This window comes from Streptomyces sp. TLI_105 (assembly GCF_900105415.1).
In the GTDB taxonomy this organism is placed as follows: Bacteria; Actinomycetota; Actinomycetes; order Streptomycetales; family Streptomycetaceae; genus Streptomyces.
Genome location: NZ_FNSM01000001.1, coordinates 5,275,459 through 5,301,668 on the forward strand (window position 1 = coordinate 5,275,459; position 26,210 = coordinate 5,301,668).

General features: G+C 73.1%; 19 protein-coding genes and 4 pseudogenes. 13 read left to right on the forward strand and 10 right to left on the reverse strand.

What is annotated here, in order from left to right:
• Positions 1-21: 21 nt before the first annotated feature.
• From BLW86_RS24175 to BLW86_RS24185, 3 genes are all read right to left on the reverse strand, one after another.
• Entirely contained in the window at positions 22-891 is an 870-nt protein-coding gene (locus tag BLW86_RS24175) for an acyl-CoA thioesterase (RefSeq protein ID WP_093875981.1), read from the reverse strand.
• Positions 892-2,049, reverse strand: a complete 1,158-nt coding sequence (locus BLW86_RS24180) for an acyl-CoA dehydrogenase family protein (RefSeq protein ID WP_093875982.1) — start codon at positions 2,047-2,049, stop codon at positions 892-894.
• 75 nt (positions 2,050-2,124) lie between these two features.
• Positions 2,125-3,285 carry a helix-turn-helix domain-containing protein gene (locus BLW86_RS24185; protein ID WP_093875983.1) on the reverse strand — a complete coding sequence of 387 codons (1,161 nt, stop codon included), beginning with the start codon at positions 3,283-3,285 and terminating at the stop codon, positions 2,125-2,127.
• Between the two features lie 165 nt (positions 3,286-3,450).
• Between BLW86_RS24185 and BLW86_RS24190 the strand changes: the two genes are divergently transcribed.
• Positions 3,451-4,056: a hypothetical protein gene (locus BLW86_RS24190; RefSeq protein WP_093875984.1), complete on the forward strand. Its 606-nt coding sequence runs from the start codon at positions 3,451-3,453 to the stop codon at positions 4,054-4,056.
• Positions 4,057-4,072: 16 nt separating this feature from the next.
• On the opposite strand, the gene BLW86_RS24195 is transcribed toward BLW86_RS24190, so the two are convergent.
• Positions 4,073-5,593 (reverse strand): PucR family transcriptional regulator, encoded by a 1,521-nt coding sequence (locus BLW86_RS24195; RefSeq protein ID WP_093875985.1) that lies wholly within the window; start codon positions 5,591-5,593, stop codon positions 4,073-4,075.
• Positions 5,594-5,766: 173 nt separating this feature from the next.
• Between BLW86_RS24195 and BLW86_RS24200 the strand changes: the two genes are divergently transcribed.
• The 3 genes from BLW86_RS24200 to BLW86_RS24210 all read left to right on the forward strand — a co-directional run bounded on the left by BLW86_RS24200 (position 5,767) and on the right by BLW86_RS24210 (position 10,116).
• Positions 5,767-7,245, forward strand: a complete 1,479-nt coding sequence (locus tag BLW86_RS24200) for a sodium:solute symporter family protein (RefSeq protein ID WP_093875986.1) — start codon at positions 5,767-5,769, stop codon at positions 7,243-7,245.
• Between the two features lie 73 nt (positions 7,246-7,318).
• Entirely contained in the window at positions 7,319-8,296 is a 978-nt protein-coding gene (gene speB / locus BLW86_RS24205) for an agmatinase (protein WP_093875987.1), read from the forward strand.
• Between the two features lie 137 nt (positions 8,297-8,433).
• Positions 8,434-10,116: a thiamine pyrophosphate-binding protein gene (locus BLW86_RS24210; RefSeq protein WP_093875988.1), complete on the forward strand. Its 1,683-nt coding sequence runs from the start codon at positions 8,434-8,436 to the stop codon at positions 10,114-10,116.
• An 87-nt stretch (positions 10,117-10,203) separates the two neighbouring features.
• Here BLW86_RS24210 and BLW86_RS24215 read toward each other — a convergent pair whose 3' ends face one another.
• Positions 10,204-10,575, reverse strand: a complete 372-nt coding sequence (locus BLW86_RS24215; RefSeq protein ID WP_093875989.1) for a hypothetical protein — start codon at positions 10,573-10,575, stop codon at positions 10,204-10,206.
• Between the two features lie 150 nt (positions 10,576-10,725).
• On the opposite strand from BLW86_RS24215, the gene BLW86_RS24220 reads away from it, so the two are divergent.
• From BLW86_RS24220 to BLW86_RS24235, 4 genes are all read left to right on the forward strand, one after another.
• Positions 10,726-14,475, forward strand: a complete 3,750-nt coding sequence (locus BLW86_RS24220) for an ABC transporter ATP-binding protein (protein WP_256341410.1) — start codon at positions 10,726-10,728, stop codon at positions 14,473-14,475.
• Between the two features lie 93 nt (positions 14,476-14,568).
• Positions 14,569-14,925 (forward strand): hypothetical protein, encoded by a 357-nt coding sequence (locus tag BLW86_RS24225; protein WP_093875990.1) that lies wholly within the window; start codon positions 14,569-14,571, stop codon positions 14,923-14,925.
• 79 nt (positions 14,926-15,004) lie between these two features.
• Positions 15,005-15,409: a hypothetical protein gene (locus BLW86_RS24230; protein WP_093875991.1), complete on the forward strand. Its 405-nt coding sequence runs from the start codon at positions 15,005-15,007 to the stop codon at positions 15,407-15,409.
• A gap of 99 nt (positions 15,410-15,508) precedes the next feature.
• A complete protein-coding gene (locus tag BLW86_RS24235) occupies positions 15,509-16,960 on the forward strand; it encodes an alpha/beta hydrolase family protein (RefSeq protein WP_093875992.1) in 1,452 nt (483 codons plus the stop codon).
• 476 nt (positions 16,961-17,436) lie between these two features.
• Here BLW86_RS24235 and BLW86_RS24240 read toward each other — a convergent pair whose 3' ends face one another.
• Together BLW86_RS24240 and BLW86_RS44065 are read right to left on the reverse strand one after the other, a co-directional pair.
• On the reverse strand, positions 17,437-19,260 hold the full coding sequence (locus tag BLW86_RS24240; RefSeq protein WP_093875993.1) for a glycoside hydrolase family 3 protein: 1,824 nt from the start codon (positions 19,258-19,260) through the stop codon (positions 17,437-17,439).
• 114 nt (positions 19,261-19,374) lie between these two features.
• A pseudogene (locus BLW86_RS44065) lies at positions 19,375-19,560 on the reverse strand (LysR family transcriptional regulator); the annotation flags it as partial.
• Between BLW86_RS44065 and BLW86_RS43285 the strand changes: the two are divergent.
• Positions 19,556-19,705: pseudogene (locus BLW86_RS43285) on the forward strand (EamA family transporter); the annotation flags it as partial. The pseudogenes BLW86_RS44065 and BLW86_RS43285 sit on opposite strands and share 5 nt — an antisense overlap.
• A gap of 49 nt (positions 19,706-19,754) precedes the next feature.
• Here the strand turns inward: BLW86_RS43285 and BLW86_RS24250 are convergent.
• Positions 19,755-20,968: pseudogene (locus BLW86_RS24250) on the reverse strand (RNA-guided endonuclease InsQ/TnpB family protein).
• A gap of 94 nt (positions 20,969-21,062) precedes the next feature.
• On the opposite strand from BLW86_RS24250, the pseudogene BLW86_RS24255 reads away from it, so the two are divergent.
• Together BLW86_RS24255 and BLW86_RS24260 are read left to right on the forward strand one after the other, a co-directional pair.
• A pseudogene (locus BLW86_RS24255) lies at positions 21,063-21,449 on the forward strand (EamA family transporter); the annotation flags it as partial.
• Positions 21,446-22,075 (forward strand): AAA family ATPase, encoded by a 630-nt coding sequence (locus BLW86_RS24260; protein ID WP_093875994.1) that lies wholly within the window; start codon positions 21,446-21,448, stop codon positions 22,073-22,075. The pseudogene BLW86_RS24255 and the gene BLW86_RS24260, both read left to right, overlap by 4 nt.
• A 56-nt stretch (positions 22,076-22,131) precedes the next feature.
• Here the strand turns inward: BLW86_RS24260 and BLW86_RS24265 are convergent, their stop codons facing one another.
• The gene (locus BLW86_RS24265; protein ID WP_177181738.1) at positions 22,132-22,698 is read right to left on the reverse strand and encodes a Uma2 family endonuclease; all 567 of its coding nucleotides are present in this window, start codon (positions 22,696-22,698) and stop codon (positions 22,132-22,134) included.
• A 41-nt stretch (positions 22,699-22,739) separates the two neighbouring features.
• Positions 22,740-23,786, reverse strand: a complete 1,047-nt coding sequence (locus BLW86_RS24270) for a LacI family DNA-binding transcriptional regulator (protein ID WP_093875996.1) — start codon at positions 23,784-23,786, stop codon at positions 22,740-22,742.
• A 121-nt stretch (positions 23,787-23,907) separates the two neighbouring features.
• Between BLW86_RS24270 and BLW86_RS24275 the strand changes: the two genes are divergently transcribed.
• Both BLW86_RS24275 and BLW86_RS24280 read left to right on the forward strand, forming a co-directional pair.
• Positions 23,908-25,059 carry a Gfo/Idh/MocA family protein gene (locus BLW86_RS24275; protein ID WP_093875997.1) on the forward strand — a complete coding sequence of 384 codons (1,152 nt, stop codon included), beginning with the start codon at positions 23,908-23,910 and terminating at the stop codon, positions 25,057-25,059.
• Positions 25,056-26,207 carry a dihydrodipicolinate synthase family protein gene (locus BLW86_RS24280; RefSeq protein WP_093875998.1) on the forward strand — a complete coding sequence of 384 codons (1,152 nt, stop codon included), beginning with the start codon at positions 25,056-25,058 and terminating at the stop codon, positions 26,205-26,207. Before BLW86_RS24275 ends, BLW86_RS24280 begins: the two co-directional genes overlap by 4 nt.
• Positions 26,208-26,210 lie beyond the last annotated feature (3 nt).

Sequence of the window (26,210 nt, forward strand, 5' to 3'; positions counted from 1 at the left end):
GGTCGGACTTATGCCCGGTCGTCAGCGCGGGACGCGGACCACACCCTCCTGGATGACGGAGATCGCGAGCTGCCCGTCCCGGGTGTAGATCCGGGCCTGGCCGAGGCCGCGCCCGCCGGACGCGGTCGGCGACTCCTGGTCGTACAGGAGCCACTCGTCGGCCCGGAAGGGGCGGTGGAACCACATGGCGTGGTCCAGGGAGGCCCCGACCACGTCGCCGACGGCCCAGCCGCCGCGCCCGTGGGCGAGGAGGACCGAGTCGAGCAGGGTCATGTCGGAGACGTAGGTGGCGAGGACGACGTGCAGCAGCGGGTCGTCGGCCAGCTTGCCGTTCGTACGGAACCAGACCTGCGAGCGCGGTTCGCGCGGCTGCCCGACCGTCCCCCACGGGGGCGCCTCTGCGTAGCGCAGGTCGACCGCCGCCCGCGCCTCGATCAGCCGGTCCGCGACCTCGCGGGGGAGGTGGCGGGGGAGCATCTCGGCCGGCGTGGGCAGGGACTCCGGGTCCGGGGCGGGCGGCATCTCCACCTGGTGGTCGAGCCCCTCCTCGTACGTCTGGAAGGACGCCGAGAGGTGGAAGATCGGCTGCCCGTGCTGGACGGCCACGACGCGCCGGGTGGTGAAGGAGCGTCCGTCGCGGATCCGGTCGACCGTGTAGACGATCGGCGCACCCGGGTCGCCGGGGCGCAGGAAGTACGCGTGGAGCGAGTGCGCGAGGCGGTCCCCGGGCACGGTCCGGCCCGCCGCCACCAGCGCCTGGGCGGCCACCTGGCCGCCGAAGACGCGGGGGACGAGCGCGGACCGGGACTGCCCCCGGAAGATGTCCCGCTCGATCCGCTCCAGGTCGAGCAGATCGAGCAGGTCGTCCAGCGCGGTGTGTGCCTCGGGCACTCAGAGACCCATCGACTTGGCGATGATCGACTTCATGATCTCGCTGGTGCCGCCGTAGATGCGGTTGACGCGGTTGTCGGCGTAGAGGCGGGCGATCGGGTACTCGTTCATGTAGCCGTAGCCGCCGTGCAGCTGGAGGCAGCGGTCGATGACGCGGTGCGCGACCTCGGTGCAGAAGAGCTTGGCGCTCGCGGCCTCGGCCGGGGAGAGCTCGCCCGCGTCCAGGGCCTCCAGGGCGCGGTCGGCGACGGCCTCGGCGGCGTCGACCTCGGCCTGGCAGGCGGCCAGCTCGAACTTGGTGTTCTGGAAGGAGGCGACCGGCTTGCCGAAGACCGTGCGGTCCGTGACGTACTGCTGGGCGAAGCGGACGGCGGCCTTGGCCTGGGCGTAGGCGCCGAAGGCGATGCCCCAGCGCTCGGAGGCCAGGTTGTGGCCGAGGTAGTAGAAGCCCTTGCCCTCCTCGCCGAGCAGGTCCTCGGCGGGCACCTTGACGTCGACGAAGGCGAGCTCGGCGGTGTCGGAGGTGCGCAGGCCGAGCTTGTCCAGCTTGCGGCCGATGGAGTAGCCCTCGGACTTGGTGTCGACCGCGAAGAGGGAGATGCCGAAGCGGCGGTCCTCGGCCGAGGGGGCGGAGGTGCGGGCGCAGACGATCACGCGGTCGGCGTGGACGCCACCGGTGATGAAGGTCTTGGCGCCGTTGAGGACGTAGTGGGTGCCGTCCTCGGAGAGCTTGGCGGTGGTCTTCATGCCCGCGACGTCGGAGCCGGTGCCCGGCTCGGTCATGGCGAGCGCCCACATCTCCTCGCCGGAGACGAACTTCGGCAGGAAGCGCTTCTTCTGCTCGTCGGTGGCGAGCATCTTGATGTACGGCAGGGCGAGCAGCACGTGGACGCCGGAGCCGCCGAACTGGACGCCCGCGCGCGAGGTCTCCTCGTACAGGACGGCCTCGAACTTGTGGGTGTCCAGGCCCGCGCCGCCGAACTCCTCGGGGACGTTGATGCCGAAGATGCCCAGCTCGCCGAGCTTGTCGTAGAACTCGCGCGGCGCCTGGCCCGCGGCGAACCACTCGTCGTAGACGGGGACGACCTCGGCCTCGATGAAGGCGCGGATGGTCTCCCGGAACGCCTCGTGGTCCTCGTTGAATACGGTACGGCGCACGGTGCGTCTCCTCCGATGTGCGGGCCAGTTGTCTAAGCGCTTGCTCAGGCTGTCGTCAACGAAGTTACCCAGCGGTCACCCACCCTGTCCAGACTCCTCGTCTGTGATCCAGGCCCGCCCCACGGAGTCGTACCCGTACACGGGCCGCCCCTTCGCCCCGCTCGTGCGAAAGGGCGCGCCGTCCTCGTCCCCGATCCGGACCGTGCCCCGGCGCCCCTCCGAGCTCCACTCCAGCTCCAGGTACCAGCGGCAGTCGCACCCCGCCGCCCCCGCCGAGACCAGCAGCTCCTCCGGCTCGGCGGCGCTGACCGCGTACGGGAAGGAGACCGCCGGGAGGGTCCGGCCCTCCTCCCCGGAGGCGTCGTACCCGTCCAGCGCCCGCGCCACCGGCCGCGGCCGGTCCAGGTCCACCTCGAAACGGCGCGGCGTCACCGCCCCGCCGCACCCCTCGTCCATCCGGTACGCCGCCCACGGCAGCGGCGCGCCCCGCTCCACCACCCGCACGTGCAGCGCCTGGAGCACCACCGCTGCCGCGCCCTTCCCCTGCACCGACACCCGCACCAGCGTCTCCCCGCCGTCCACGGCCCCCTGCGCCGCCGCCCAGCTCCGCGCGTCGGCCGCCTCCGGCGGGGGAGGGGGCGTCCGCCCCACGAGGTAGGTGTGCCCGCACCCGTTCTTCCAGATGTCCGAGGCGACCGTCCACGTCAGCGGCGCCGGTGGTTCGGCGGCCCGCTCCCGGGTCTTCCCGGGCAGGAGTACGGCTCCGAGCGTCACCGCCCCCACGACCGCCAGCGACCCGCCGACCACGCCCACCCACCCCCACCGGCGCCTCCGCCGCTCGGACGGGAGGCCCGGCACCCGCGCGTGCACGGGTTCCAGCTCGGACTCGGGCGCCGCCTCCGGGGCCGGCGCGGGCCCCGGAGCCGGCTTCGGCTCCGGGCCGGGCCCGGGCGTCGGCTCCGCGCCGAGTTCCGGTGCCGGAGAGCGGCGGGCGCCGTCCGCGCGGGTCCAGGCCACCTCCAGGGCCCGCCGCTCCTCCTCGTCCGCCCCGCACAGCAGGGCGAGGCGGTCGACCACAGCGAACCCCTCCGGGACGGTCGCGCCGGAGCAGTAGCGGTGGAGGGTGGACGCGCTGACGCTCAGGCGCCGGCCCAGCGCCTCGTAACTCCTCCCGTCCCGCGCCTTCAGTGCGCGCACGAGCCCCGCGAACTCCTCGACGGCGGCGTCCTTCGGCATTCCATCCCCCTCGCCCCTGCATCCCACCCTTCACGTCCTTGCACGTCAGCGGGGGTGGAATGGTTCCGGGACGGAGGGAGGGCGCGTTGCCGTTGCCCAGGGGCGGGCGGGGGCCCGACGCTGGTGGCGCACTGATCGAACGACCCGACGGGGGATCGCACCACCATGAGCAAGCTCCGTACCGCACTCGCCGCCACCGCCGCCACCGCCCTGGGCCTCGCGGCCCTCGCCACCGCCCCGGCGCAGGCCGCCGCCCAGCCCGCCTTCCTCGCCGCCTCCCAGATGCCGCCGTCGTCGACGCCGTGGACCGCCACCCAGGTCTTCACCGGCGTCCCGGAGAACGGCGGCGTCCTCTGCGCCCCGTACAAGATCCCGGCACAGAACACCCGCTACCGCGAGTTCACCACCGAGCTCGACACCAACGGCGTCCAGATCACCACCGTCGCCCGCACCGAGGCCGACGCCGTGAAGCTGGTCGACACCCTCCGCAAGGCCCTCGCCGGCTGCGGCCCCCTGCTGGAGCGACAGAACCCGGGCCTGCACGCCGTCAGCGCCTACCACGGCAAGCTCGCCGTCGAGGAGGGCGCCTGGGTCTACAGCCTGGACACCGCCGACCCGCAGATCGGCATCACCGACATCCACCTCTTCTCCGTCGGCCGCGACGGCCGCACCGTCACCCTCGTCCGCTGGGGTCAGATGGGCGACTTCGAGGACGCCCCGCTGACCGCCTTCCGCACGACGACGAAGACGGCGGTGAACAAGCTCTGGTGACGGGAGCCCGTCCGGGTCAGGGAACGCGGAGCGCGAACCACAGCTCCATCCGTACGTCCGGATCGTCCAGGTCCCGGTCGAGCAGTGCCGCGCAGCGGGCGATCCGCTGACGGACGGTGTTGCGGTGGATCTCCAGGGCCACCGCCGTCCGGTCCCAGCTGCCGTGGAGGGAGAGCCAGACCCGGAGCGTCTCGGCGAGGGGTTCGGTGAGGGGCGCGAGGAGCGCGCGGGCGTACGCGGCGGCCTCGTCGCGGTCCACCAGCGCGGCGAAGCCGTGGGCGCGGTGCCGGACGAGCGCCGCCCTGGAGGCCTCCGCCCTGCGCAGCGCCCGCGCCGCCTGCGCGTCCCCGGCCGCGAGCTCCGGGGCCGCCACGGGGGCGCTCGCCCCGAGCGTCCAGCCCTGCTGCGCGGTGACGGCGGTGGAGGAGGGGAGGAGGAGCCGTACGGTTCCGGGGCGCGCGTGGCCGGGAGCGCCCGGCCCCGAGCCCGTGCCGCCCTCTGTGCCCGCTCCCGCCCCCGCGCCTGTGCCCGTGCCCGCGTCCACCAGCGGCGTCCCCAGCGCCGCCGCCAGGCTCGCCGCCGCGAACGGCGTGCCGTCGCCGCCCCGCGCGTGGACCACCGTCCAGGGGTCCGGCCCCAGGCTGCCCGCGACCTCCGCCGGGGCCGCGCCGAGCAGCAGCCGCACCAGGGCCCCGTCCCGCACGGTCACGTCCGCGCCCCGGTGCGGGGCCGTGAGCAGGGAGAGCAGAACCACCGCCACGCCCGCGATCGTGTGGTCGCCCGGACCGCGCCGCTCCGTCGCCACCCCCAGGGTCAGGCCGTCCCCGCCGCCCAGGGCGTACGCGGCGAGCCGCAGCCCGCCGCCGTCCCCGCTCGCCGAGGCCGGCCCGCCCGGGCGCGGCCCGAGCACCCCCGCGAGCTCCCGCAGCGCCCGCGCCGCCTCCTCCGGGACCTCCCGGCCGGCCGCCGCCGACTCCGTGCCGTCCGCGCCGAACAGCACGGCCCGGCCGCCGAGGCGCGAGGCGAGCGCGCCCAGCACCGCGGGGACCGGGGCCGGTCGCGCGGCCGCCGCCGCCAGGGACTGCTGGGCCTCGGTCACCCGGCGCAGCTCGTGCAGCCGGGCCTCCGCCATCAGTCGCCACAGCGCCCGCGCCACCGCCGTGAACGGGGTCCGGGGCGGGACCTCCACGAGCGGCAGGCCGTGCCGGTCGCACGCCGCGACGAGTTCCGGCGGCACCGTGTCCCACACCGGCGTCACCCCGAAGGCGAGCGCCGCCGCCCCCGCCTCCACGACCCGGGCGACGTAGTGCGCCGGGTCGGTGAGCTGCACGCCCGCCGTCATGAGCAGCTCGCCGCCGAGCAGGTACGGATAGGGGTCGGCCATCTCCGAGGTGTGCACCCAGTGCAGCGGAACGTCCTCGGGCCCGGCGAGCAGCCGCAGGCCCAGGTCGGGGCGGGCGAGCAGCGCGGCGAGCGGCACCGGTGGCGCCGGGGGAGTGGAGCCGGTCTCGGAGGGGGGCGACGGGGTCATCGACATGGGCCCTTCGTACATCCCCCGCCCGGACAGTGGAGGAAACGTACACTTCAACGTCGCTTTCCGGCCACTTACTGTCGTCTCATCCCAGGGCCGCGGGTACGGGCGGATGTCCCCGCGATCAGCACCTGGGCACTCCCCCGCACGACACGCCACCGAGGTGAGAAGGAGGGCCCATGGCCGTCGACTACACAGTGATCGTCCTGTACTTGGCCGGCATGCTCGCGATGGGCTGGTGGGGCATGCGCCGCGCCAAGTCCAAGAGCGAGTTCCTGGTGGCCGGCCGCCGCCTCGGGCCCTGGATGTACTCCGGGACGATGGCCGCCATCGTCCTCGGCGGCGCCTCCACCATCGGCGGCGTCGGCCTCGGCTACAAGTACGGCCTCTCCGGCGCCTGGATGGTCTTCGCCATCGGCCTCGGCCTGCTGGCCCTCTCCGTCTTCTTCTCCGCGCGCATCGCGCGCCTGAAGGTCTACACCGTCTCCGAGATGCTCGACCTGCGCTACGGCGGCAGGGCCGGCGTCATCTCGGGCGTCGTGATGTGGGCGTACACGCTGATGCTCGCCGTCACCTCGACCATCGCGTACGCCACGATCTTCGACGTCCTCTTCGACCTGCCCCGGACCCTCGCGATCGTCCTCGGCGGCACCATCGTCGTCGCCTACTCGACCCTCGGCGGCATGTGGTCCATCACCATCACCGACATGGTGCAGTTCGTGGTGAAGACCATCGGCGTGCTGCTCCTGCTGCTGCCGATCGCCGTCGTCAAGGCCGGCGGCTTCGAGGGGATGCGGGAGGCGCTGCCCACCTCGTACTTCGAGCCGCTCGGCATCGGCGGCGAGACGATCTTCACCTACGTGCTGATCTACACCTTCGGCATGCTGATCGGCCAGGACATCTGGCAGCGGGTCTTCACCGCCCGCACCGACAAGGTCGCCAAGTGGGGCGGCACCGTCGCCGGCACCTACTGTCTCGCGTACGCCCTCGCCGGTGCCGTCATCGGCACGGCGGCCAAGGTGCTCTACCCGAAGCTGCCCAGCGCCGACGACGCCTTCGCCACCATCGTCAAGGACGAGCTGCCGATGGGCGTCCGGGGCCTCGTCCTCGCCGCCGCCCTCGCCGCCGTGATGTCGACCTCATCCGGCGCCCTCATCGCCTGCGCCACCGTCGCCAACAACGACATCTGGTCGCGCCTGCGCGGCGCCGTCGCGAAGAAGGACGAGAACGACCACGACGAGGTGAAGGGCAACCGCCTCTTCATCCTGATCATGGGCATCGTCGTCATCCTCGTCGCCATCGCCCTCAACGACGTCGTCCAGGCCCTCACCGTCGCCTACAACCTGCTGGTCGGCGGGCTCCTCGTGCCGATCCTCGGCGGCCTGCTGTGGCGCCGCGGCACCGTCCAGGGCGCGCTCGCCGCGGTCACCGTCGGCGGCCTGGCCGTCATTGGCCTGATGTGGACTTACGGAATCTTGGCAAATGAGCCTGTTTACTATGGTTTGTTGGCCTCGCTCGCCACTTATGTGATCGTTTCCCTCGCGACCCGCCCGACGGACGCCACCGTGCTCGCGAACTGGCGCGCGCGCCTCGCGGGCCAGGACACCACGACCGAGCCCGGAACCGAATCACCGGAACCGGCACCCGCGACCGCCTGACGGCGGCCGCACCCCGGGCGTCGAGACCCGACGCCCGGACCCGCTTGAGACACACCCCAGGAGGACCCCGACCATGAGCAGCAGCGACCAGAACGCCTTCCGCGGCCCGATCGACTCGTCCCGCGTCCCGCGGTACGCCGGTCCCGCGACGTTCGCCCGTCTGCCGCGCCTCGACGAGGTCGGCACCGCCGACGTCGCCGTGGTCGGCGTCCCCTTCGACACCGGCGTCTCCTACCGCCCCGGCGCCCGCTTCGGCGGCAACGCCATCCGCGAGGCCTCCCGCCTGCTCCGCCCCTACAACCCCGCGCAGGACGCCTCCCCCTTCGCCCTCGCCCAGGTCGCGGACGCCGGCGACATCGCCGCCAACCCGTTCAACATCCACGAGGCCGTCGAGACCATCGAGGCCGCCGCCGACGACCTCCTCGGCACCGGCGCCCGCATGATGACCCTCGGCGGCGACCACACCATCGCCCTGCCGCTGCTCCGCTCCGTCGCCAAGAAGCACGGCCCCGTCGCCCTGCTCCACTTCGACGCGCACCTCGACACCTGGGACACCTACTTCGGGGCCGAGTACACCCACGGCACCCCGTTCCGCCGCGCCGTCGAGGAGGGCATCCTCGACACCTCCGCCCTCTCCCACGTCGGCACCCGCGGCCCGCTCTACGGCAAGCAGGACCTCACCGACGACGAGAAGCTCGGCTTCGGCATCGTCACCTCCTCCGACGTCTACCGCCGCGGCGCCGACGAGGTCGCCGACCAGCTGCGCCAGCGCATCGGCGACCGCCCGCTGTACATCTCCATCGACATCGACTGCCTCGACCCGGCCCACGCCCCCGGCACCGGCACCCCCGAGGCCGGCGGCATGACCTCCCGCGAGCTCCTGGAGATCCTCCGCGGCCTCTCCTCCTGCAACCTGGTCTCCGCCGACGTCGTCGAGGTCGCCCCGGCCTACGACCACGCCGAGATCACCGCGGTCGCCGCCTCCCACACGGCGTACGAACTGACGACGATCATGAGCCGCCAGATCGCCGCCGCGCGGGACGCGAAGTAACCTCCGCGGCGCGGGTCGGGCGGTGCCCGACCCGCGCCGCCGTCGGGCTGTGGGCACGCGTTCCGCGGGGCGGAACGGGTGGGCACGGCCCACCCACCGGCCCGCACCCGACCACCGAGCCACGCCAAGGGACGACCATGACCCACGACCACGACCTCGTGCTGCGGCCCACGGTCGCCCAGACCGAGGCCGCCCTCAACCCGCCCGCAGGGCGGAACGGCGGCGACCTCGTCGTCGAGACCCTCACCGGCCTCGGCGCCACCACCGTCTTCGGCCTCCCCGGCCAGCACGCCCTCGGCATGTTCGACGCCCTCCGCCGCTCGACGCTGAAGTACGTCGGCCTCCGCGTCGAGAACAACGCCGGCTTCGCCGCCGACGCGTACGGCCGGATCACCGGCGAGGCCGCCCCGCTGCTGCTCTCCACCGGACCCGGCGCGCTCATGTCGCTCGCCGCGCTCCAGGAGGCGGCGGCCGCCTCCGCCCCCGTCCTCGCCATCGGCAGCCAGGTCCCGGTGGCCGGTCTCGGCGGCGGCCGGCACGGCTACCTCCACGAGCTCCGCGACCAGCAGGCCTCCTTCCGGGACGTCGTGAAGTCCGTCCACACGGTCCGTACGCAGTCCCAGATCCCCTCCGCGATCGCGGCGGCCTGGGAGTCGGCGCTCACCGCCCCGCACGGGCCGGTCTGGGTGGAGATCCCGCAGGACGTGCTCCTCGCCGAGACGAGCCTGCCGGTGGTCACCGCCATGGACGCGACGCCCGAGGAGGTCGTCCCGCGCCCCGAGCTGACGGCGGTCGCCGCGCACCTCCTGGCGAACGCCGAGCGGCCCGCGATCATCGCGGGCGGCGGGGTCGTCCGCTCCGACGCCTCCGGCAAGCTCCTCGCGCTCGCGGAGCGGCTCGACGTCCCCGTCGTCACCACCTTCGGCGGCAAGGGCGCCTTCCCCTGGGAGCACCCGCTGTCGCTCCAGTCCTGGCTGGAGGACCGGCACACCACGGACTTCCTGGAGGACGCCGACGTCCTCCTCGTCGTCGGCTCGGGCCTCGGCGAGCTGTCCTCGAACTACCACACGTTCGCCCCGCGCGGCCGGGTGATCCAGATCGAGGCCGACGCGGGCAAGCTGGAGTCCAACCACCCGGCGCTCGGCATCCACGCGGACGCCCGCCTCGCGCTCCAGGCGCTCCTGGAGACGGTCGGGGAGCGCACGGACCCGGCCGCCGCCGAGCGGGTCGCCGCCGTCCTGGGCAAGGTCCGGGACCGGATCGCGGCCCAGGACCTCGGCCCGGAGCAGCGGATCGTCGCGGCGGTCCGGGAGGCGCTCCCGGACCGGGCCCCGAGCTTCTGGGACATGACGATCCTGGCGTACTGGGCGTGGTCGGCCTTCGACGCGCGGCACCCGAACACGATGCACTCCGCCCAGGGCGCGGGCGGCCTCGGCTACGGCTTCCCCGCCGCCCTCGGCGCGGCCGCCGCCGACCCCTCCCAGCCGGTCCTGGCGGTCTCCGGCGACGGCGGCGCGATGTACTCGATCGCGGAGCTGGCGACGGCGAAGCAGTACGGCCTCGACGTGACCTGGCTGATCGTCGACGACGGCGGCTACGGGATCCTGCGGGAGTACATGACGGGCGCGTTCGGCGAGGCCACGGCCACCGAGCTCACCCGCCCGGACTTCGTCGCCCTGTCCGAGTCCTTCGGCGTCCCCGCCGCCCTGACGACCCCGGAGACCCTGGCGACGGACCTCGCGAAGGCGCTCGCCACCCCGGGCCCGTCGGTGGTGGTCCTCCCGGCCCTCCTGAGGATGTTCGAGCCGACGCACCTGTGACGGGTGCGAGCGACCCGCCCGGTCCGTGGGGGGCCGGGCGGGGTCGCCCGCTCACCCGGCCGTGGGGGGCCGGGCGGGGCCGCCCGCTCAGTCGACGAGCCCCTCCCAGGCCTTCCGGTACGCGGCGAGCTGCGCCTCGTACCCCTGGCGGAAGTGCTCCGTCTGCGGGGTGAGGTTCTCGCGGCTCATGGCCTCCGGGGGTATCAGCAGCGCCACGTCGGCGAAGGCCACCGCCGCCGCCTCGGCGACGGCCCCGCCCCGGCCGCGGGCGGCCAGCACGTCCAGGCCCGCGGTCCGCAGGAAGCCCTCGAAGACCGTCCGCGGCCTGCTGGTCGTGTCCTTCAGCTCCCGGTCCGTCGCCGGGGTCACCCGGCCGGCCGACGCGAACCCCCGCACCGCCCGCAGCGCCGCGTACAGCCGTCCCCACTGGTACGGCCTGCCGTCCTCGACCTTCCCCACGGACCTCCCCTTCCCCTCCGCCCACGGCACCGCCCGTCCGGCGGCCCGGGGACTTCCTACCCGCTCCGGCGGGAATTGTTGCGGCGGGATGAAATCGCACGTCGGCCGTGTTGGGCCTTCCGGTAGAGCAGGACGAACGGGAGGCCACTCGTGGCGGCGGTGGGGCACAAAGAGCCGGATCGGAAACAGCAGGGCTGGGCGCGCAGGCTGGCCGGGTACGCGTGGCGGTACAAGGCGAACACGCTGCTCGCCCTGGGGTCCTCCCTCGCGGGCATGGCCGTGCTCGCCCTCGTGCCGCTCGTCACTAAGGTGATCATCGACGACGTCATCGGGGCGAAGACCCGGAGCCTCGGCGTCTGGACGGGGCTGCTCATCGGCGCCGCCGTCCTCGTCTACCTCCTCACCTACGTCCGCCGCTACTACGGCGGGCGCCTCGCCCTCGACGTTCAGCACGACCTGCGGACCGACATGTACGGCACGGTCACCCGGCTCGACGGGCGCCGGCAGGACGAGCTGTCCACCGGGCAGGTCGTCGGACGGGCCACCAGCGACCTCCAGCTGATCCAGGGTCTTCTCTTCATGCTCCCGATGACCATCGGGAACATCCTGCTGTTCCTCATCTCGCTGGCCGTCATGGCCTGGCTGTCGATCCCGCTCACCCTCGTCGCGCTCGCCGTCGCCCCCGCCCTCTGGTGGATCGCCAAGCGCAGCCGCACCCGCCTCCACCCCGCCACCTGGCACGCGCAGCAGCAGGCCGCCGTCGTCGCCGGCGTCGTCGACGGGGCCGTGACCGGCGTCCGGGTCGTCAAGGGCTTCGGCCAGGAGGACCAGGAGACCGGCAAGATCCGCGAGGCCGGGCGGAAGCTCTTCGCCGGGCGCCTGCGGACGATCCGGCTGAACTCCAAGTACACCCCCGCCCTCCAGGCCGTGCCCGCCCTCGGCCAGGTCGCGGTCCTCGCGCTCGGCGGCTGGCTGGCCTACCGGCACCAGATCACCCTCGGCACCTTCGTCGCCTTCTCCTCCTACCTGGCCTCCCTCGTCGGCCCGGTCCGCATGCTCGCCATGGTCCTCACCGTCGGCCAGCAGGCCCGCGCCGGCGTCGAGCGGGTCTACGACCTCATCGACACCGAGCCGGTGATCAAGGACGGGACCAAGGAGCTTCCGGCGGACGCGCCCGCCACCGTCGAGTTCGACGACGTGTCCTTCGCCTATGAGGGCGCCTCCGGCAAGACCAAGCCCGTCCTCGACGGGTTCTCCCTGGAGATCCGGCCCGGCGAGACCGTCGCCGTCGTCGGCGCCTCCGGCTCCGGCAAGTCGACCGTCTCGCTCCTCCTGCCCCGCTTCTACGACGTCACCCACGGCGCCGTCCTCGTCGGCGGCCACGACGTCCGCGAGCTCACCCTCGACTCCCTGCGCGCCGCCGTCGGCCTGGTCCCCGAGGACTCCTTCCTCTTCTCCGACACGGTCGCCGCCAACATCGCGTACGGCGTCCCCGACGCCACCCGCGAGCAGATCGAGACCGCCGCCCGCGCCGCCCAGGCGGACCGTTTCATCGCCGAGCTGCCCGAGGGCTACGACACCAAGGTCGGCGAGCACGGCCTCACCCTCTCCGGCGGCCAGCGCCAGCGCGTCGCACTCGCCCGCGCGATCCTCACCGACCCCCGGCTCCTCCTCCTCGACGACGCCACCTCCGCCGTCGACGCCAAGGTCGAGCACGAGATCCACGAGGCCCTGAAGTCGGTGATGGCGGGCCGCACGACCCTGCTCATCGCACACCGCCGCTCCACCCTCGGCCTCGCCGACCGCATCGCCGTCCTCGACGAGGGCCGCCTCGCCGACATCGGCACCCACGCCGAGCTGGAGGAGCGCTCCCCGCTCTTCCGCCGCCTCCTCACCGACCCCGAGGAGCTCGGCGCCGTCTCGCCCGGCCACGTCACGCCGCCGGAGCTCCCCGAGGACCGCACGCTGCGGGCCGAGCTGGACGCCGAGTTCGACGCCGAGCGGGGCATCACCCCCACCCTGTGGGTACGGGACGAGACCACCGGCCGCGAGAGCCCCGCACCCGGGGCGACCCCCGAGCTGCTCGCCGCCGTCGAGGCCCTGCCGCCTGCCACCGACACCCCCGGCATCGACGAGGCCCGGGCCGTGGCCCCCGAGGACGCGTACGGCCTGCGCCGGCTGCTGCGCGGCTTCGGCGTCCCGCTGCTCATCAGCCTCGGTCTGGTCGCCCTCGACGCGGGCGCCGGCCTGCTCCTTCCGGTCCTGATCCGGCACGGCATCGACGAGGGCGTGAACCGGCTCGCGATCGGCGCCGTCTGGGCGGCCTCCGCGCTCGCCCTGGTCACCGTCCTCGTGCAGTGGGTCGCGCAGACCGCCGAGACCCGGATGACCGGCCGCACCGGCGAGCGGGTCCTCTACGCGCTGCGCCTGAAGATCTTCGCCCAGCTCCAGCGGCTCGGCCTCGACTACTACGAGCGCGAGCTCACCGGCCGGATCATGACCCGGATGACCACGGACGTCGACGCCCTGTCGACGTTCCTGCAGACGGGTCTCGTCACCGCCTTCGTCTCGGTCGTCACCTTCTTCGGGATCATGGTCGCGCTGCTCGTGCTCGACCTCCAGCTCGCCCTGGTCGTCTTCGCGACCCTGCCGGTCCTCGCCGTCGGCACGTACTACTTCCGCCGCTCCAGCGTGAAGGCGTACGAGCTGGCGCGCGAGCGGATCAGCGTCGTCAACGCCGACCTCCAGGAGTCGGTCTCCGGCCTGCGGATCGTGCAGGCCTTCCGCCGCGAGCAGTCGGGCGCGGCCCGGTTCGCGGAGCGCAGCGACTCGTACCGCGAGGCGCGCGTCCGGGGCCAGTGGCTGATCTCGGTCTACTTCCCCTTCGTGACCCTGCTGTCCTCGGTCGCGGCCGCCTCCGTCATGATCGTCGGCGCGAACCGCATCGAGGCCGGCACCCTCACCACCGGCGCCCTCGTCGCCTACCTCCTCTACATCGACCTCTTCTTCGCCCCCGTGCAGCAGCTCTCGCAGGTCTTCGACGGCTACCAGCAGGCCGCCGTCTCGCTGAAGCGGATGCAGGAGCTCCTCCAGGAGCCCACGTCGACGGCCGCCGCCGACGCGCCCCTGGACGTGCTCTCGCTGCGCGGCGAGATCGCCTTCGAGGACGTGTCGTTCGCGTACGGGGAAGAGGAAGAGGCCCTCACCGGGATCGACCTGCGGATCCCCGCCGGGCAGACCGTCGCCTTCGTCGGCGAGACCGGCGCCGGGAAGTCCACCCTGGTCAAGCTGGTCGCCCGGTTCTACGACCCGACGAGCGGCCGGGTCACCGCCGACGGCACCGACCTGCGGGACCTCGACCTCACCGCGTACCGCCACCGGCTCGGCGTCGTCCCCCAGGAGGCGTACCTCTTCGCCGGGACGATCCGCGACGCCATCGCGTACGGCCGCCCCGAGGCGACCGACGCCGAGGTCGAGGCGGCGGCCCGCGCGGTCGGCGCGCACGACATGATCGCCACGCTCGACGGCGGCTACCTCCACGAGGTCGCCGAGCGCGGCCGGAACCTCTCCGCCGGGCAGCGCCAGCTGATCGCCCTCGCCCGCGCCGAGCTCGTCGACCCGGACGTCCTGCTCCTGGACGAGGCCACGGCGGCCCTGGACCTGGCGACCGAGGCCCAGGTCAACCAGGCCACCGACCGGCTCGCGGGCCGCCGTACGACGCTCGTCGTCGCGCACCGGCTGACGACGGCCGCCCGCGCCGACCGCGTGGTCGTCATGGACCACGGCCGGGTCGTGGAGGACGGCACCCACGACGAGCTCCTCGCCCTGGGCGGCCGGTACGCGACGCTGTGGAACACCTTCATCGGCGAGGCGGAGGAGGCGGAACCGGAGCGGGTGTGACTGCTTCCGAGCAGCGGGTCTGAGTACGGGGGATCCACCGGGTGAGTACCCCGGCGGATTCCCCGCCGGCACCCCACGGGGTTGCATCGGGGCATGAGCCACGAGACCCGCGCCCGCGCCACCGCCTCGCCCGCCGTTCCCTCGGCCTCCGAGGTGGCCGGCCGGCGCCTGCGGAAGCTGTCCCTGATCTGGGCGGGCCTCTTCGTCCCGGCGACCGTGCTCGCCGGCATCGTCGCCCTCACCACGGAGAACGCCGCCCGCTGCCTCGAGTACGGGGACGGTTGCGGCTCCACCCCCGGCTACGTGTACCTCGGGAGCCTCGCCGTGGCGGCCGTGGCCTTCGTGATCGCCCAGAGCACGGCTCGTACGTCCGTCGCCCGGACCGCGTTCCGCGTCCAGTTCGGCGCGGAGGCCGTCTTCGTGATGCTGGTCATGACGACCTTCGGATAGCGGGAGGCATGCGGAGGCAACCATTCCCAGCCCTCGTGCGTCGTACGGCCGTACGACGACTCGCCCGGGAGAGGAACGCATGACCACAGACGCCGGCTCGGTCCGGACACTCGCCCGCGTCCTCGTCCCGCTCCTCGCCGCCCTCGCGCTGCTCCTCCTCCCCGGACCCGGACCCGGCGGCGGGACCGCCGACGCCGCCTCCGTCTGCCACGGCCGGCCCACCCGGACGATCACCTTCGCCACCGGGGAACTGCGCCTCTACCGGACCCGCCAGTACGTCTGCGCCGTCACCGTCGCCAAACGGCCCGGCCCCCGCCGCCCGATGGTCGTCTCGCTCCAGCCGCGCGGCGCCCGCCCCGTCGTCCGGGCCGGACGCTTCGACCGGCAGGCGGGTCCCCTGACCGTCCACGCCCTCAACCGCTGCGTCAAGGCGACCGGTTCGGTGGCGGGCCGGGGCACGGCGACGGGCTGGATCCTGTGCTGATGTGCGGATAAGTCCAGGAGTAAGGATCAACTGGGTCTGGCGGTCCACACGTTGCCCCCGCTAGGTTCGCGACACCGTTGTGAACCAAGGGGAGGGTGAATGCGCAAGTCGCTGAGATGGGCGCTGTCGCTTTCGGTGCTCATAGGCACCGTCGGGTCGACCGGTGTGGCTACCGCCGCGGACACGGAGACCGGCAGCGCGACCGTCGTCGACTCGCAGAGCACGAGCACCGACATCAAGGACCGCATCCTGGCGATCCCCGGGATGAGCCTGATCGAGGAGAAGCCGTACGCCGGCTACCGCTACTTCGTCCTGGAGTACGTCCAGCCGATCGACCACCACCGCCCGTGGGCGGGCACGTTCAAGCAGCGGATCTCGATCCTCCACAAGGACACGAGCCGCCCCACCGTCTTCCGCACCAGCGGCTACGGTCTTTCCACCACGCCGAGCCGGACCGAACCGACGCGGATCATCGACGGCAACCAGGTCTCCATGGAGTACCGCTTCTTCACGCCGTCCCGCCCGCAGCCCGCCGACTGGTCGAAGCTCGACATCTGGCAGGCGGCCAGCGACCAGCACCGCATCTACACGGCGCTGAAGTCGATCTACGGCCAGAAGTGGCTCTCCACCGGCGCCTCCAAGGGCGGCATGACCGCCACGTACTACGAGCGCTTCTACCCGCGCGACATGGACGGCGTCGTCGCCTACGTAGCCCCGAACGACGTGGTCAACAAGGAGGACTCGGCCTACGACCGGTTCTTCGAGACCGTCGGCACGAAGGACTGCCGCGACCGCCTGAACAACATGCAGCGCGAGGCCCTCGTCCGGCGCGAGCCGCTGGAGAAGAAGTACAAGGCCTGGGCCGAGTCCGAGGGTGCCACCTTCAACACGGTCGGCTCGCTCGACAAGGCCTACGAGGCCGTCGTCCTCGACTTCGTGTGGGGCTTCTGGCAGTACTACGGCCAGGACGTCTGCGACCAGATCCCGGACGCGGCGACCGCGAGCGACGACACCGTCTACGAGACGATCGACGCCTACTCCGGCTGGTCCGCCTACACCGACCAGGGCCTCGAGTACTACACGCCGTACTACTACCAGGCGGCCACCGAACTCGGCTCGCCCACCATCAAGCAGCCGCACCTGAACGGCCTGAGCCGCTACGGCTACCAGCCGGCCAGCAGCTTCGTGCCGCGCGAGATCCCCATGAAGTTCAAGCCGCAGGCCATGCGGGACGTCGACGACTGGGTCCGCAAGAACGCGAACCAGATGCTCTTCGTCTACGGCGGCAACGACCCGTGGGGCTCCGAGCAGTTCCGCCTCGGCAAGGGCGCGCGCGACAGCTACGTGTACGTGGCGCCGGGCGCCAACCACGGGGCGAACGTCGCCGGGCTCGTCGAGTCCGAGCGCGCCAACGCGACCGCCCGCATCCTGGCCTGGGCCGGGGTCTCCGCCCCGGCGGTCCAGGCGGCGCAGCCGCTGGCGGCCTTCGACGCGCGCGTCGACGTGGCGGTCGACGAGGACGCGACCAGGGAACACGGCCTGCGACCGTGACCTGCCGTGGGGGTGCGGCCGTCCGCACCCCCACTCACCTCCGTTGTGGGCAGCCGCTCCACCGGGCGGTGCCCCCCCTTGTGGGCGCGCCCGCCGGGGCGGTGCCCACCCCCGTGCCCCCGTTGTGGGCAATCGTTCCGCTGGGGCGGAACGGGTGGGCACAACGGAACGGCGCCCTTGCCGGCGCCAGAGGCTTTCGCGCCTGAACCCGCACCCCGTTGCGCGCTGCGCTGTCGGTGCGGGTCCAGGCGCGGAACGCGGAGGCGCCGCTAAGGGGCGCCGTCCCGTGTGCCCACCCGTCCCGCCCCAGCGGGACGATTGCCCACACGGGCAGGGGGGCGGGGGCACCGCCCCGCAGACGCGCGCCCGCACGGGCGGGGGCGGGGGCGCCGCCCGGCCAGGCGCGCGCCCGCATCGGGGTGGGTGGGGGAGCGGCGCCGCCCGCGCGACGAGTCGTCAGGGCGCCGCCCCGTCGGTCAGCGGGTGTACGACAGGCCGTAGCCCACCGGGTACAGCACCCGCCCCGGGTCCTCCGCGTCCTGGATCGGGACCGGCAGGCGGCCGAGGGGCCGGGCCCGGCCGGCCAGGACGCGGGCGGCGGCCCGGAGTTCGACGTCCGTCCAGGAGTAGGCCGCGAGAGAGGCCCGCTGGCCACCGAGGCGCGCGATGTCGTACGGGTTGCGGATCGCGACCGTCACGACGGGCACCCCGGTGGCGACGAGCCGCGCGACGAGCGTCCGCTGCGGGCTGGTCGCGCCGACGTTGTACGTGCCGACCACGACCACGTCCTTGCCGGCCGCCCCCCTCACCGCCTCCTCGATCTTCGCGGCCGTCGGGGTGATCCCGGTGGAGAGCGCGGTCGCGGTGAAGCCGAGCTCCGTCAGGGCGGTCGCGAGCGTCGTGGTCGGCGGGCCCGTGGTGCCGGACGGCGAGGCCGGGTCGGCGCCGACGACGAGGACCGAGCGGTGGGTGGCCGGGCTCAGCGGCAGGAAGTCGTCCTCGTTGAGCAGCAGGGTCGTGGTCGCCTCGGCGATCCGGTCGGCGTGGGCGAGGTGCTCCTCGCTGCCGACCACGCGCTCGACGCCCGCCCGGGTGGCGTACGCCTGCCGGAAGAGGCCGAGCTTCGCCTTGAGCCGCAGGATCCGCAGGATCGATTCGTCGAGCCGGGCCTCCGTCAGTTCGCCGTCCCTGACGGCCTTGAGGACCGCGTTCCAGGCCACGTCGAGCTTGGGCGGGTTGAGCAGCTGGTCCACCCCGGCCTTCAGGGCGAGGACCGGGACGCGCTCGTCGCCGTACTTGGTGCGTACGCCCTCCATGCCGAGGGAGTCGGTGACCACCACGCCGTCGTAGCCGAGCTGTTCGCGCAGGATGCCGGTGAGGATGGGCCGGGAGAGGGTCGCCGGGTCCTCGCTGGGGTCGAGCGCGGGGACCACGATGTGCGCGGTCATGATCGAGTCGATGCCGGCGCCGATCGCCGACCGGAACGGCGGCGCGTCGAGCTCCGCCCACTGCTCCCGGGTGTGGGTGATCGTGGGCAGGCCGTAGTGGCTGTCGACGGCGGTGTCGCCGTGGCCGGGGAAGTGCTTGGAGGTGGCCGCGACCCCGGCCCGCTGGTACCCCTTGACCTGCGCGGCGACGAGTCCGGCGACCGCCTGCGGGTCCGCGCCGAAGGAGCGGACGCCGATGACGGGGTTGGCCGGGTTGACGTTCACGTCGGCGACGGGGGCGTAGTTCTGCCGGATGCCGACGGCGACGAGTTCCTCGCCCGCGATCTGGGCGGCCTTGCGGGCGTCCGCGTGCGAGCCGCCGGCACCGAGGGCCATCGCGCCGGGCAGCAGCGTGGCCGGCTTGCCGACCCGGCAGACGATGCCGTGCTCCTGGTCGGTGGAGATGAGCACGGGCACGGGGGTGGGCTGCGCGAGCGCGGCCTGCTGGATGCCGTTGGAGAGTTCCGCGATCTGCTGGGGGTTGCGGGTGTTGTGGGCCCAGGCGAAGTAGATGATCCCGCCGACGTGGTAGCGCTCGATCAGTTCGGCGGCGGTGCGGACGCCGATCTCGGCGAGGTTGGCGTCGATGTCGGCTTGGTCGGGGGCGGTGGCGGAGTGGCCGTAGACCCGCATCACGAAGAGCTGGCCGACCTTCTCCTCCAGCGACATCCGGTCGATGATCCGCTGGAGTCCGCGGTCGTTCGTCTCCGCGTGGGCGGCGGGGGAGAGGGTGCCGGTGACGGCCGCCGCGGCGGCTGCGGCGGTCACCGTGAGGAGGGTGCGTCGGGAGGGGGCGGGGGCGCGGTGGTGCACTGATGCTCCTTCCGGCCGTGCAAGGTTGAAGGAAACTTCCAAGGTGTCACGGATAGCCCGAAAGTAACTGCCAGGTCAAGGACCCGCGCAGGAATCGGAGGCCCCGGCCGCCGATCACCCCGCGGAGGCGATCGAGGGCCAGAGCTCCTGGAGCGTACGGACCGTCTCCCGGATCGCCGGGCGCCGCGCCGCACCCGTCCGCCACATGGCGTGCAGCCGGCGCGTCGGTATCGGATCGAGCCGCACCGGCGCCACCTCCGGCGGCAGCGTCCCGCGCCCCAGGCGCGGGACCAGGGCGATCTTTCTGGTCGGCCGTTCCACCGTCGTCTGGAAGTGGATCGTTGGGGTCGGACTCGTCCTCGGCGTGGTCAGGTTCGGGCTGCTCACCACAGGCGTGGACCTCGGCGCCCTGGCCGGACTCTCCTCCTTCGCCGCCCCCATCCGACGCGCTCAACTTCGTGACTCCTCCCCCTCGTGAACGAGGGGGCTTCTCGCTATGCCAGATGGGCTTCGCGACGGACCAGCCCGGCCCGTAGAACGTTCACGGCTCCCACCGTGTCCGCGTGCGCGGTGTGACCGCACGAGACGCAGCGGAACTTCTCCTGCGTGGGCCGGTTCTCCCTGGCGGCGTGCCCGCATTCGGGGCAGGTGCGGGAGGTGTTGCGGGGGCCCACGGCGATCACTTCCCGTCCGGCGCTTTCAGCCTTGGCGTGCAGGATCGTCAGGAACACCCCCCATCCGGCATCGTTGATCGAACGGTTCAGCCCGGCCTTGGCGGCGGCCCCGTTGGGTAGGAAGCTGCCCGGCTGTTCGGGGTCCGGCTTCGGCGCCGAGGGCTTGAGCATGTTGCGGACGTTGAGGTCCTCGTGCGCGATGAAGTCGTGTTCCCGCACGAGGTCAAGGGCGGTCTTGTGGGCGTGGTCGAGGCGCTGGCGTCGGACCTTGCGGTGCAGGTCGGCGACCTTCTGAACGGCCCGCCGGTGGTTCTTGGTGCGCTTGTCGCGGCGGGTGCGGGGGAAGCGGGACAGAGCCCGCTGTGCGGCTTCGAGCCTCGCGGCAGCGCGCCGGCCGTGGCGCGGGTTGGGCACGAACCCGCCGTCTGAGTCGGCGAGGAAGTTGGCTATGCCCAGGTCGATGCCGACCACGCTTCCGGTCGCGGGCGGCGGCTCGGGCCGGTCCTGCTCGGCGGTGAGGACGACGTACCACTTGCGTCCCTCGCGCTTGACGCTGACGGTCTTGACCTTGCCGACCACCGGCCGATGCTGGTGGACCTTGACATGCCCGACGCCCTGGAAGCGGACACGGGTGACCGGGTCGTGCGGGGTGGAGTCCCAGCGGCAGCCGTCGCCGTCCTTGGGGAAGTCCACCGTGTCGAACCAGTGCACACCTCGGAAGCGAGGATAGCCCGGCGTCTCGCCGGCCTTGGCCCGGCGGAAGAAGGCGGAGAACGCCTTGTCGAGGCGCCGCAGGGTGGCCTGCTGGCTGGAGAACGACCAGCGTCCCTGACGCTCCGGGTCGAACGCCCGGATCTCCTTGAGCTGCGCGACTGCGTCCCGTACCTCACGCTCGTTTTCGAGACATGCCGGTAGGCCTCACGTCGCTCCTGGAGCGCACCGTTGTACAGGGAGCAGTGATCCCGCAGCATCTCGCCGAGTGCGACTCGCTGACCCACGGTGGGCCGCATGAGGAACTTGTACGCACGAATCACCCGGCCCACCCCCTCGCCGCCACCATAGGGCGGGCCACCGACAGCAACGGTCCTCCTGGCGACAAGTCGCCACGCCGAAGGTTGCCCTCTTCCACTCCTGGAGGGTCCCGAGCGCGACCTCGAAGCCCTGCGCGGGCTCGACTGGACCGGCGTCGGCGTCATCGTCTACGCCGCGTGGATCACGACCGTCTTCGGCTTCGGCGCCTGGGGCTGGCTCCTCCGCCGCCACCCCGCCTCCTCCGTGGCCCCCTTCTCCCTCCTCGTCCCCGTCTTCGGCATGTCCTCGGCCGCGCTGTTCCTGGGGGAGGGCGTGAGCCCCCTCCGCTGGTGCGCGGCCGCGCTGCTCGTGGGGGGAGTGGCGCTGACGTCCTTCGCGCCGCGACGGGGCGCGGGAGGGGGCCCGGGCCGGAAAGCCGTGGCGTCCGGCGAGCCCGGGGTCGTATCGTTCCCGCGTTCCGCCCGTGAGGAAAGGCCCGTATGACCTTCGAGAACATCGTCGTCGACAGCACCGAACCCGCCCCCGGGACCGTCCTGCTGGCGGGCATCCCCGGGAGCGGGAAGAGCACCGTCTCGGCGGCCCTCGCGGCCCGTTTCGCCCGGGCCGCGCACATCGAGGTCGACCACCTCCAGGAACTGATCGTCCAGGGCGGCCACTGGCCGAGCCCGGACGGCGACCCGGAGGCGGACCGGCAGATCCTGCTGCGCGCCCGCAACGGCTGTCTCCTCGCGGACAGTTTCGTCGCGGCGGGCTTCCTGCCGGTCCTCGACGACGTGGTCGTGCGCCGCTCCCACCTGGACTTCTACCGCGCCCACGCGAAGGCGGCCCCGCTCCATGTGGTCATCCTGGCCCCCGGCCCGGACAAGGCCTGGGAGCGCAACAACGCCCGCCACAAGAAGCTGACCACGAACTGGGCCTTCCTGGACGAGGCCATGCGCGCCGAACTCTCCGGCGAGGGCGTCTGGATCGACAACGCGGAGCAGACGGTCGAGGAGACGGTCGACGCGGTCCTCGCGGCGACGGGCCTGACCGCCTACGCCGACGCGACGCCGAACGGCTCGGCCTCCCCCTGCGCCGACGCGAAGTCGAACGGCTCGGCCGGCTCGTAGCGGTCGCCGACGTCCCGGGCGCTCCTGTGCGGCACCCACCGACGGGCGCGGCGCGTTCAGCCCTCGGAGCGCGGGAAACCGTCGGTCTTCACGACGATCTCGCGCCCTTCGAGGGGCAGGACGAGGTCCTCGCCGAAGGGGATCGTCTCCTGCTCCGTGTAGACGCCGGTGCGGGCGGGCCTGCTGTGGACGGTGCAGACGTTCTCGGACGGGTCGATGATCACGTAGAGCGGGATCGCGCACTCCGCGTACATCCGCAGCTTCTTCTCGAAGTCGTTGTCCCGGGTGCTGAGCGAGAGGATCTCCAGCACGGCCTCCAGGCTGTGCCACTCGAAGCGGCCGCGCCTGTTCCGCTCGGAGTCGGGGGCGATGATGGCCAGGTCGGGGGCGTAGCCGTAAAGACTCGACGGGAAGTCGATCATGACGTCTGAGAGGATCTCGCCGTGCCCGGCGAGCTGCTGCTCGATCTGGGGGGCGGCCCGCAGGATCACCTTCCACTGCTGCTCACCCTGGGGCGTCATGATGATCTTTCCGTCCGTGATCTCGACGCGGTAGCCGTTGGGCAGAGAGACGCCGTCCAGGACGTCCCAGGCGCTGGAAAGGTCCATCAGTATGGTCGTCATGCGATCCTCCATGTGGCGCTCGTCACCACGATAGCGGCCGCCTACCCCCGCGGCGCCGCCGTCGACCCCCTGACCACCAGCTCCCCCGGCACCGTCTCCAGGCCGCCCGCCGGCGGCTCCTCCGTGCCCATGGCCAGGCGGCCCGCGCGGGCGCCCGCCTCGTGGAGGGGGAGGCGGACGGTCGTGAGGGCGGGGACCGCGTCCACCGAGAACGGCAGGTCGTCGAAGCCCGCGACCGACACGTCCCCGGGGGTGGAGAGCCCCCGCTCCCGCAGGGCCGCGCAGACGCCCAGCGCCACCGTGTCGTTGGCCGCGACGACGGCCGTGAGGTGCGGGTCGCGGGCGAGGAGTTCGGCCGTGGCCTCGTGGCCGGAGCGGCGGTCGTACGGCCCGTGGACCGTCGGGCCCTCGGGGACGCCCGCGGCCGCGAGCGCCTCCCGGTGGCCCTCCAGCCGGTGCCGGGTGGTGGTGCGGTCGGCCGGGCCCGCCACGTAACCGATCCGCCGGTGTCCGAGGTCGAGCAGGTGCTCGGTGAGGTGGCGCGCGCCGGTGCGGTTGTCGAAGACGAGGGCCGCCGCGCTCGCGTCGCCGGCCACCGGCGGCCGCCCGCACAGCACGACCCGGGTCCCCGCCTCCGCCAGCTTCGTCAGCTTGCCGGCCGTCGCCGCGAGGTGCTCGGGGTCCTCCAGGGCGCCGCCCATGAGGATCACGGCCGCGGCCCGCTGCCGCTGGAGCAGGGTGAGGTAGGTCAGCTCGCGCTCGGGGGAGCCGCCGGTGTTGCAGACGACGGCGAGCTTCTCGCCCCCGCCGCGCCCCGTGGCGCTCTCCCCGATGGCGCTCTGCGCCGCGCTCGCCATGATCCCGAAGAAGGGGTCGGCGATGTCGTTGACGAGGACGCCGACCAGGTCGGAGGTGGCGGCGGCGAGGGCGCTCGCGGGGCCGTTGAGGACGTAGTCGAGCTCGTCCACGGCCTTCAGCACCCGCTCCCGGGTCGATGCGGCGACCGGGTAGTTGCCGTTCAGGACGCGGGAGACGGTGGCGGGGGAGACCCGTGCGCGGGCGGCCACGTCCGCCAGGGTGACGGTCATCGTGTGCGTACCTCCAGGGCCTTGTCGGCGGCGATGTCGGCAGGCTAGCGTCATCCTCGATGGAAAGCGCTTTCTATCCGGATGGGGCGAGGGCGCCGAGCACCTCGGAGAGGAACCTTTCGTGACACGCAGGACAGTCCGCATCGCCATGAACGGCGTCACCGGGCGCATGGGCCACCGCCAGCACCTCGTCCGCTCGATCCTCGCCCTGCGCGAACAGGGCGGCCTCGACCTCGGCAACGGCGAGACCCTCTGGCCCGAGCCCGTCCTCGTCGGCCGCCGCGAGCACGCCCTGCGCGCCCTCGCCGAGCGCCACGGCCTCACCGAGTGGTCCACCGACCTCGACGCCGTCCTCGCCGACGAGACGATCGACGTCTACTTCGACGCCCAGGTCACCTCCGCCCGCGTCGACGCCCTCACCAAGGCCATCGCAGCCGGCAAGCACGTCTACGCCGAGAAGCCCACCGCCGCCGACCTCGCCGGCGCCCTCGAACTCGCCCGCCTCGCCACCGAGAAGGGCGTCAAGCACGGCGTCGTCCAGGACAAGCTGTTCCTCCCCGGCCTGCTCAAGCTCAAGCGCCTCGTCGACGGCGGCTTCTTCGGCGAGATCCTGTCCGTGCGTGGCGAGTTCGGCTACTGGGTCTTCGAGGGCGACTGGCAGGACGCCCAGCGCCCGAGCTGGAACTACCGCGCGGAGGACGGCGGCGGCATCGTCGTCGACATGTTCCCGCACTGGGAGTACGTGCTCCACGAGCTCTTCGGCCGGGTCACCTCCGTCACCGCCCAGGTCGCCACCCACGTCCCGCGCCGCTGGGACGAGCACGGCAAGCCCTACGAGGCCACCGCCGACGACGCCGCGTACGGCATCTTCCAGCTGGAGGGCGGCGCCATCGCCCAGATCAACTCCTCGTGGACGGTCCGCGTCAACCGCGACGAACTCGTCGAGTTCCAGGTCGACGGCACCCACGGCTCGGCCGTCGCGGGTCTGCGCAACTGCCGTGTCCAGCACCGGAGTACGACCCCCAAGCCGGTCTGGAACCCCGACATCCCCGCCACCTACTCCTTCCGCGACCAGTGGCAGGAGGTCCCGGACAACGCCGAGTTCGACAACGGCTTCAAGGCGCAGTGGGAGCTGTTCCTCCGGCACGTCGTGCTCGACGAGCCGTACCACTGGGACCTCCTCGCCGGCGCCCGCGGCGTCCAGCTCGCCGAACTGGGCCTGAGGTCCGCCGCCGAGGGCCGCCGCCTGGAGGTCCCGGAGGTGACCCTGTGACGCTCCGCCTGCCGCTCCCGGACGGCTCCACGCGCGCGTACACCCCCCGCCGCGAACCGCTCGCGCTCTCCCCGGCCGGCCCGCCGGCCTCCCGTACGGTCTTCTCCGCCGCGCACGTCGTCGCCGACCCGTACGCCGACACCACCCCCGACTCCCCGGCCGCCGTCGACTGGGACGCCACCCTCGCCTTCCGCCGCCACCTCTGGTCCCACGGCCTGGGGGTCGCCGAGGCCATGGACACCGCCCAGCGCGGGATGGGCCTCGACTGGGCGGGCGCGGCCGAGCTGATCCGCCGGTCCGCCGCCGAGGCCGCGGCGGTCGGCGGCCGGATCGCCTGCGGCGTCGGCACCGACCAGATCACGGGCGGCACGCTCGCGGAGATCCGCGCGGCCTACGAGGAACAGCTCGCGGTCGTCGAGGAGTCGGGCGCGCAGGCCATCCTCATGGCCTCCCGCGCCCTCGCCGCCACCGCGACCGGCCCCGAGGACTACCTCGACCTCTACGGCCACCTCCTCCGCCAGGCGAGCGAGCCCGTGGTCCTGCACTGGCTGGGCCCGATGTTCGACCCGGCGCTGGAGGGCTACTGGGGCTCGGCCGACCTCGACGCCGCCACGGAGACCTTCCTCGACGTCCTCAACGCCCACCCCGACAAGGTCGACGGCATCAAGGTCTCCCTCCTCGACTCCCGGCGCGAGGTCGAGCTGCGCCGCCGCCTCCCGGAGGGCGTCCGCTGCTACACGGGCGACGACTTCCACTACCCCGAGCTGATCGCGGGCGACGAGCAGGGCTTCAGCCACGCCCTGCTCGGCATCTTCGACCCGCTGGGCCCGCTGGCGGCCGAGGCGGTCCGGATCCTCGACACCGGTGACGTGGCGGGCTTCCGCAAGACCCTCGACCCGACGGTCGCCCTCTCCCGGCACCTCTTCCGGACCCCCACCCGCTTCTACAAGACGGGCGTGGTGTTCCTCGCCTGGCTGGCCGGACACCAGGACCACTTCACGATGGTCGGCGGCCTGCAGTCCGCCCGCTCGCTCCCGCACCTGGCCCGCGCCTACGAACTCGCCGACGGGCTGGGCCTGTTCCCGGACCCGGCCCGCGCGGAGTCCCGGATGCGCTCGCTCCTCACCGTGTACGGAGTCCCCCGGTGAACC

Coding starts and splice junctions, on each gene's coding strand:
- BLW86_RS24265 (WP_177181738.1), bottom strand. CDS start 22,698: ATGACGACCATACTGATGGACCTTTCCAGCGCCTGGGACGTCCTGGAC.
- BLW86_RS24260 (WP_093875994.1), top strand. CDS start 21,446: ATGACCTTCGAGAACATCGTCGTCGACAGCACCGAACCCGCCCCCGGG.
- BLW86_RS24195 (WP_093875985.1), bottom strand. CDS start 5,593: ATGTCGATGACCCCGTCGCCCCCCTCCGAGACCGGCTCCACTCCCCCG.
- BLW86_RS24270 (WP_093875996.1), bottom strand. CDS start 23,786: ATGACCGTCACCCTGGCGGACGTGGCCGCCCGCGCACGGGTCTCCCCC.
- BLW86_RS24235 (WP_093875992.1), top strand. CDS start 15,509: ATGCGCAAGTCGCTGAGATGGGCGCTGTCGCTTTCGGTGCTCATAGGC.
- BLW86_RS24190 (WP_093875984.1), top strand. CDS start 3,451: ATGAGCAAGCTCCGTACCGCACTCGCCGCCACCGCCGCCACCGCCCTG.
- speB (WP_093875987.1), top strand. CDS start 7,319: ATGAGCAGCAGCGACCAGAACGCCTTCCGCGGCCCGATCGACTCGTCC.
- BLW86_RS24210 (WP_093875988.1), top strand. CDS start 8,434: ATGACCCACGACCACGACCTCGTGCTGCGGCCCACGGTCGCCCAGACC.
- BLW86_RS24185 (WP_093875983.1), bottom strand. CDS start 3,285: ATGCCGAAGGACGCCGCCGTCGAGGAGTTCGCGGGGCTCGTGCGCGCA.
- BLW86_RS24225 (WP_093875990.1), top strand. CDS start 14,569: ATGAGCCACGAGACCCGCGCCCGCGCCACCGCCTCGCCCGCCGTTCCC.
- BLW86_RS24230 (WP_093875991.1), top strand. CDS start 15,005: ATGACCACAGACGCCGGCTCGGTCCGGACACTCGCCCGCGTCCTCGTC.
- BLW86_RS24200 (WP_093875986.1), top strand. CDS start 5,767: ATGGCCGTCGACTACACAGTGATCGTCCTGTACTTGGCCGGCATGCTC.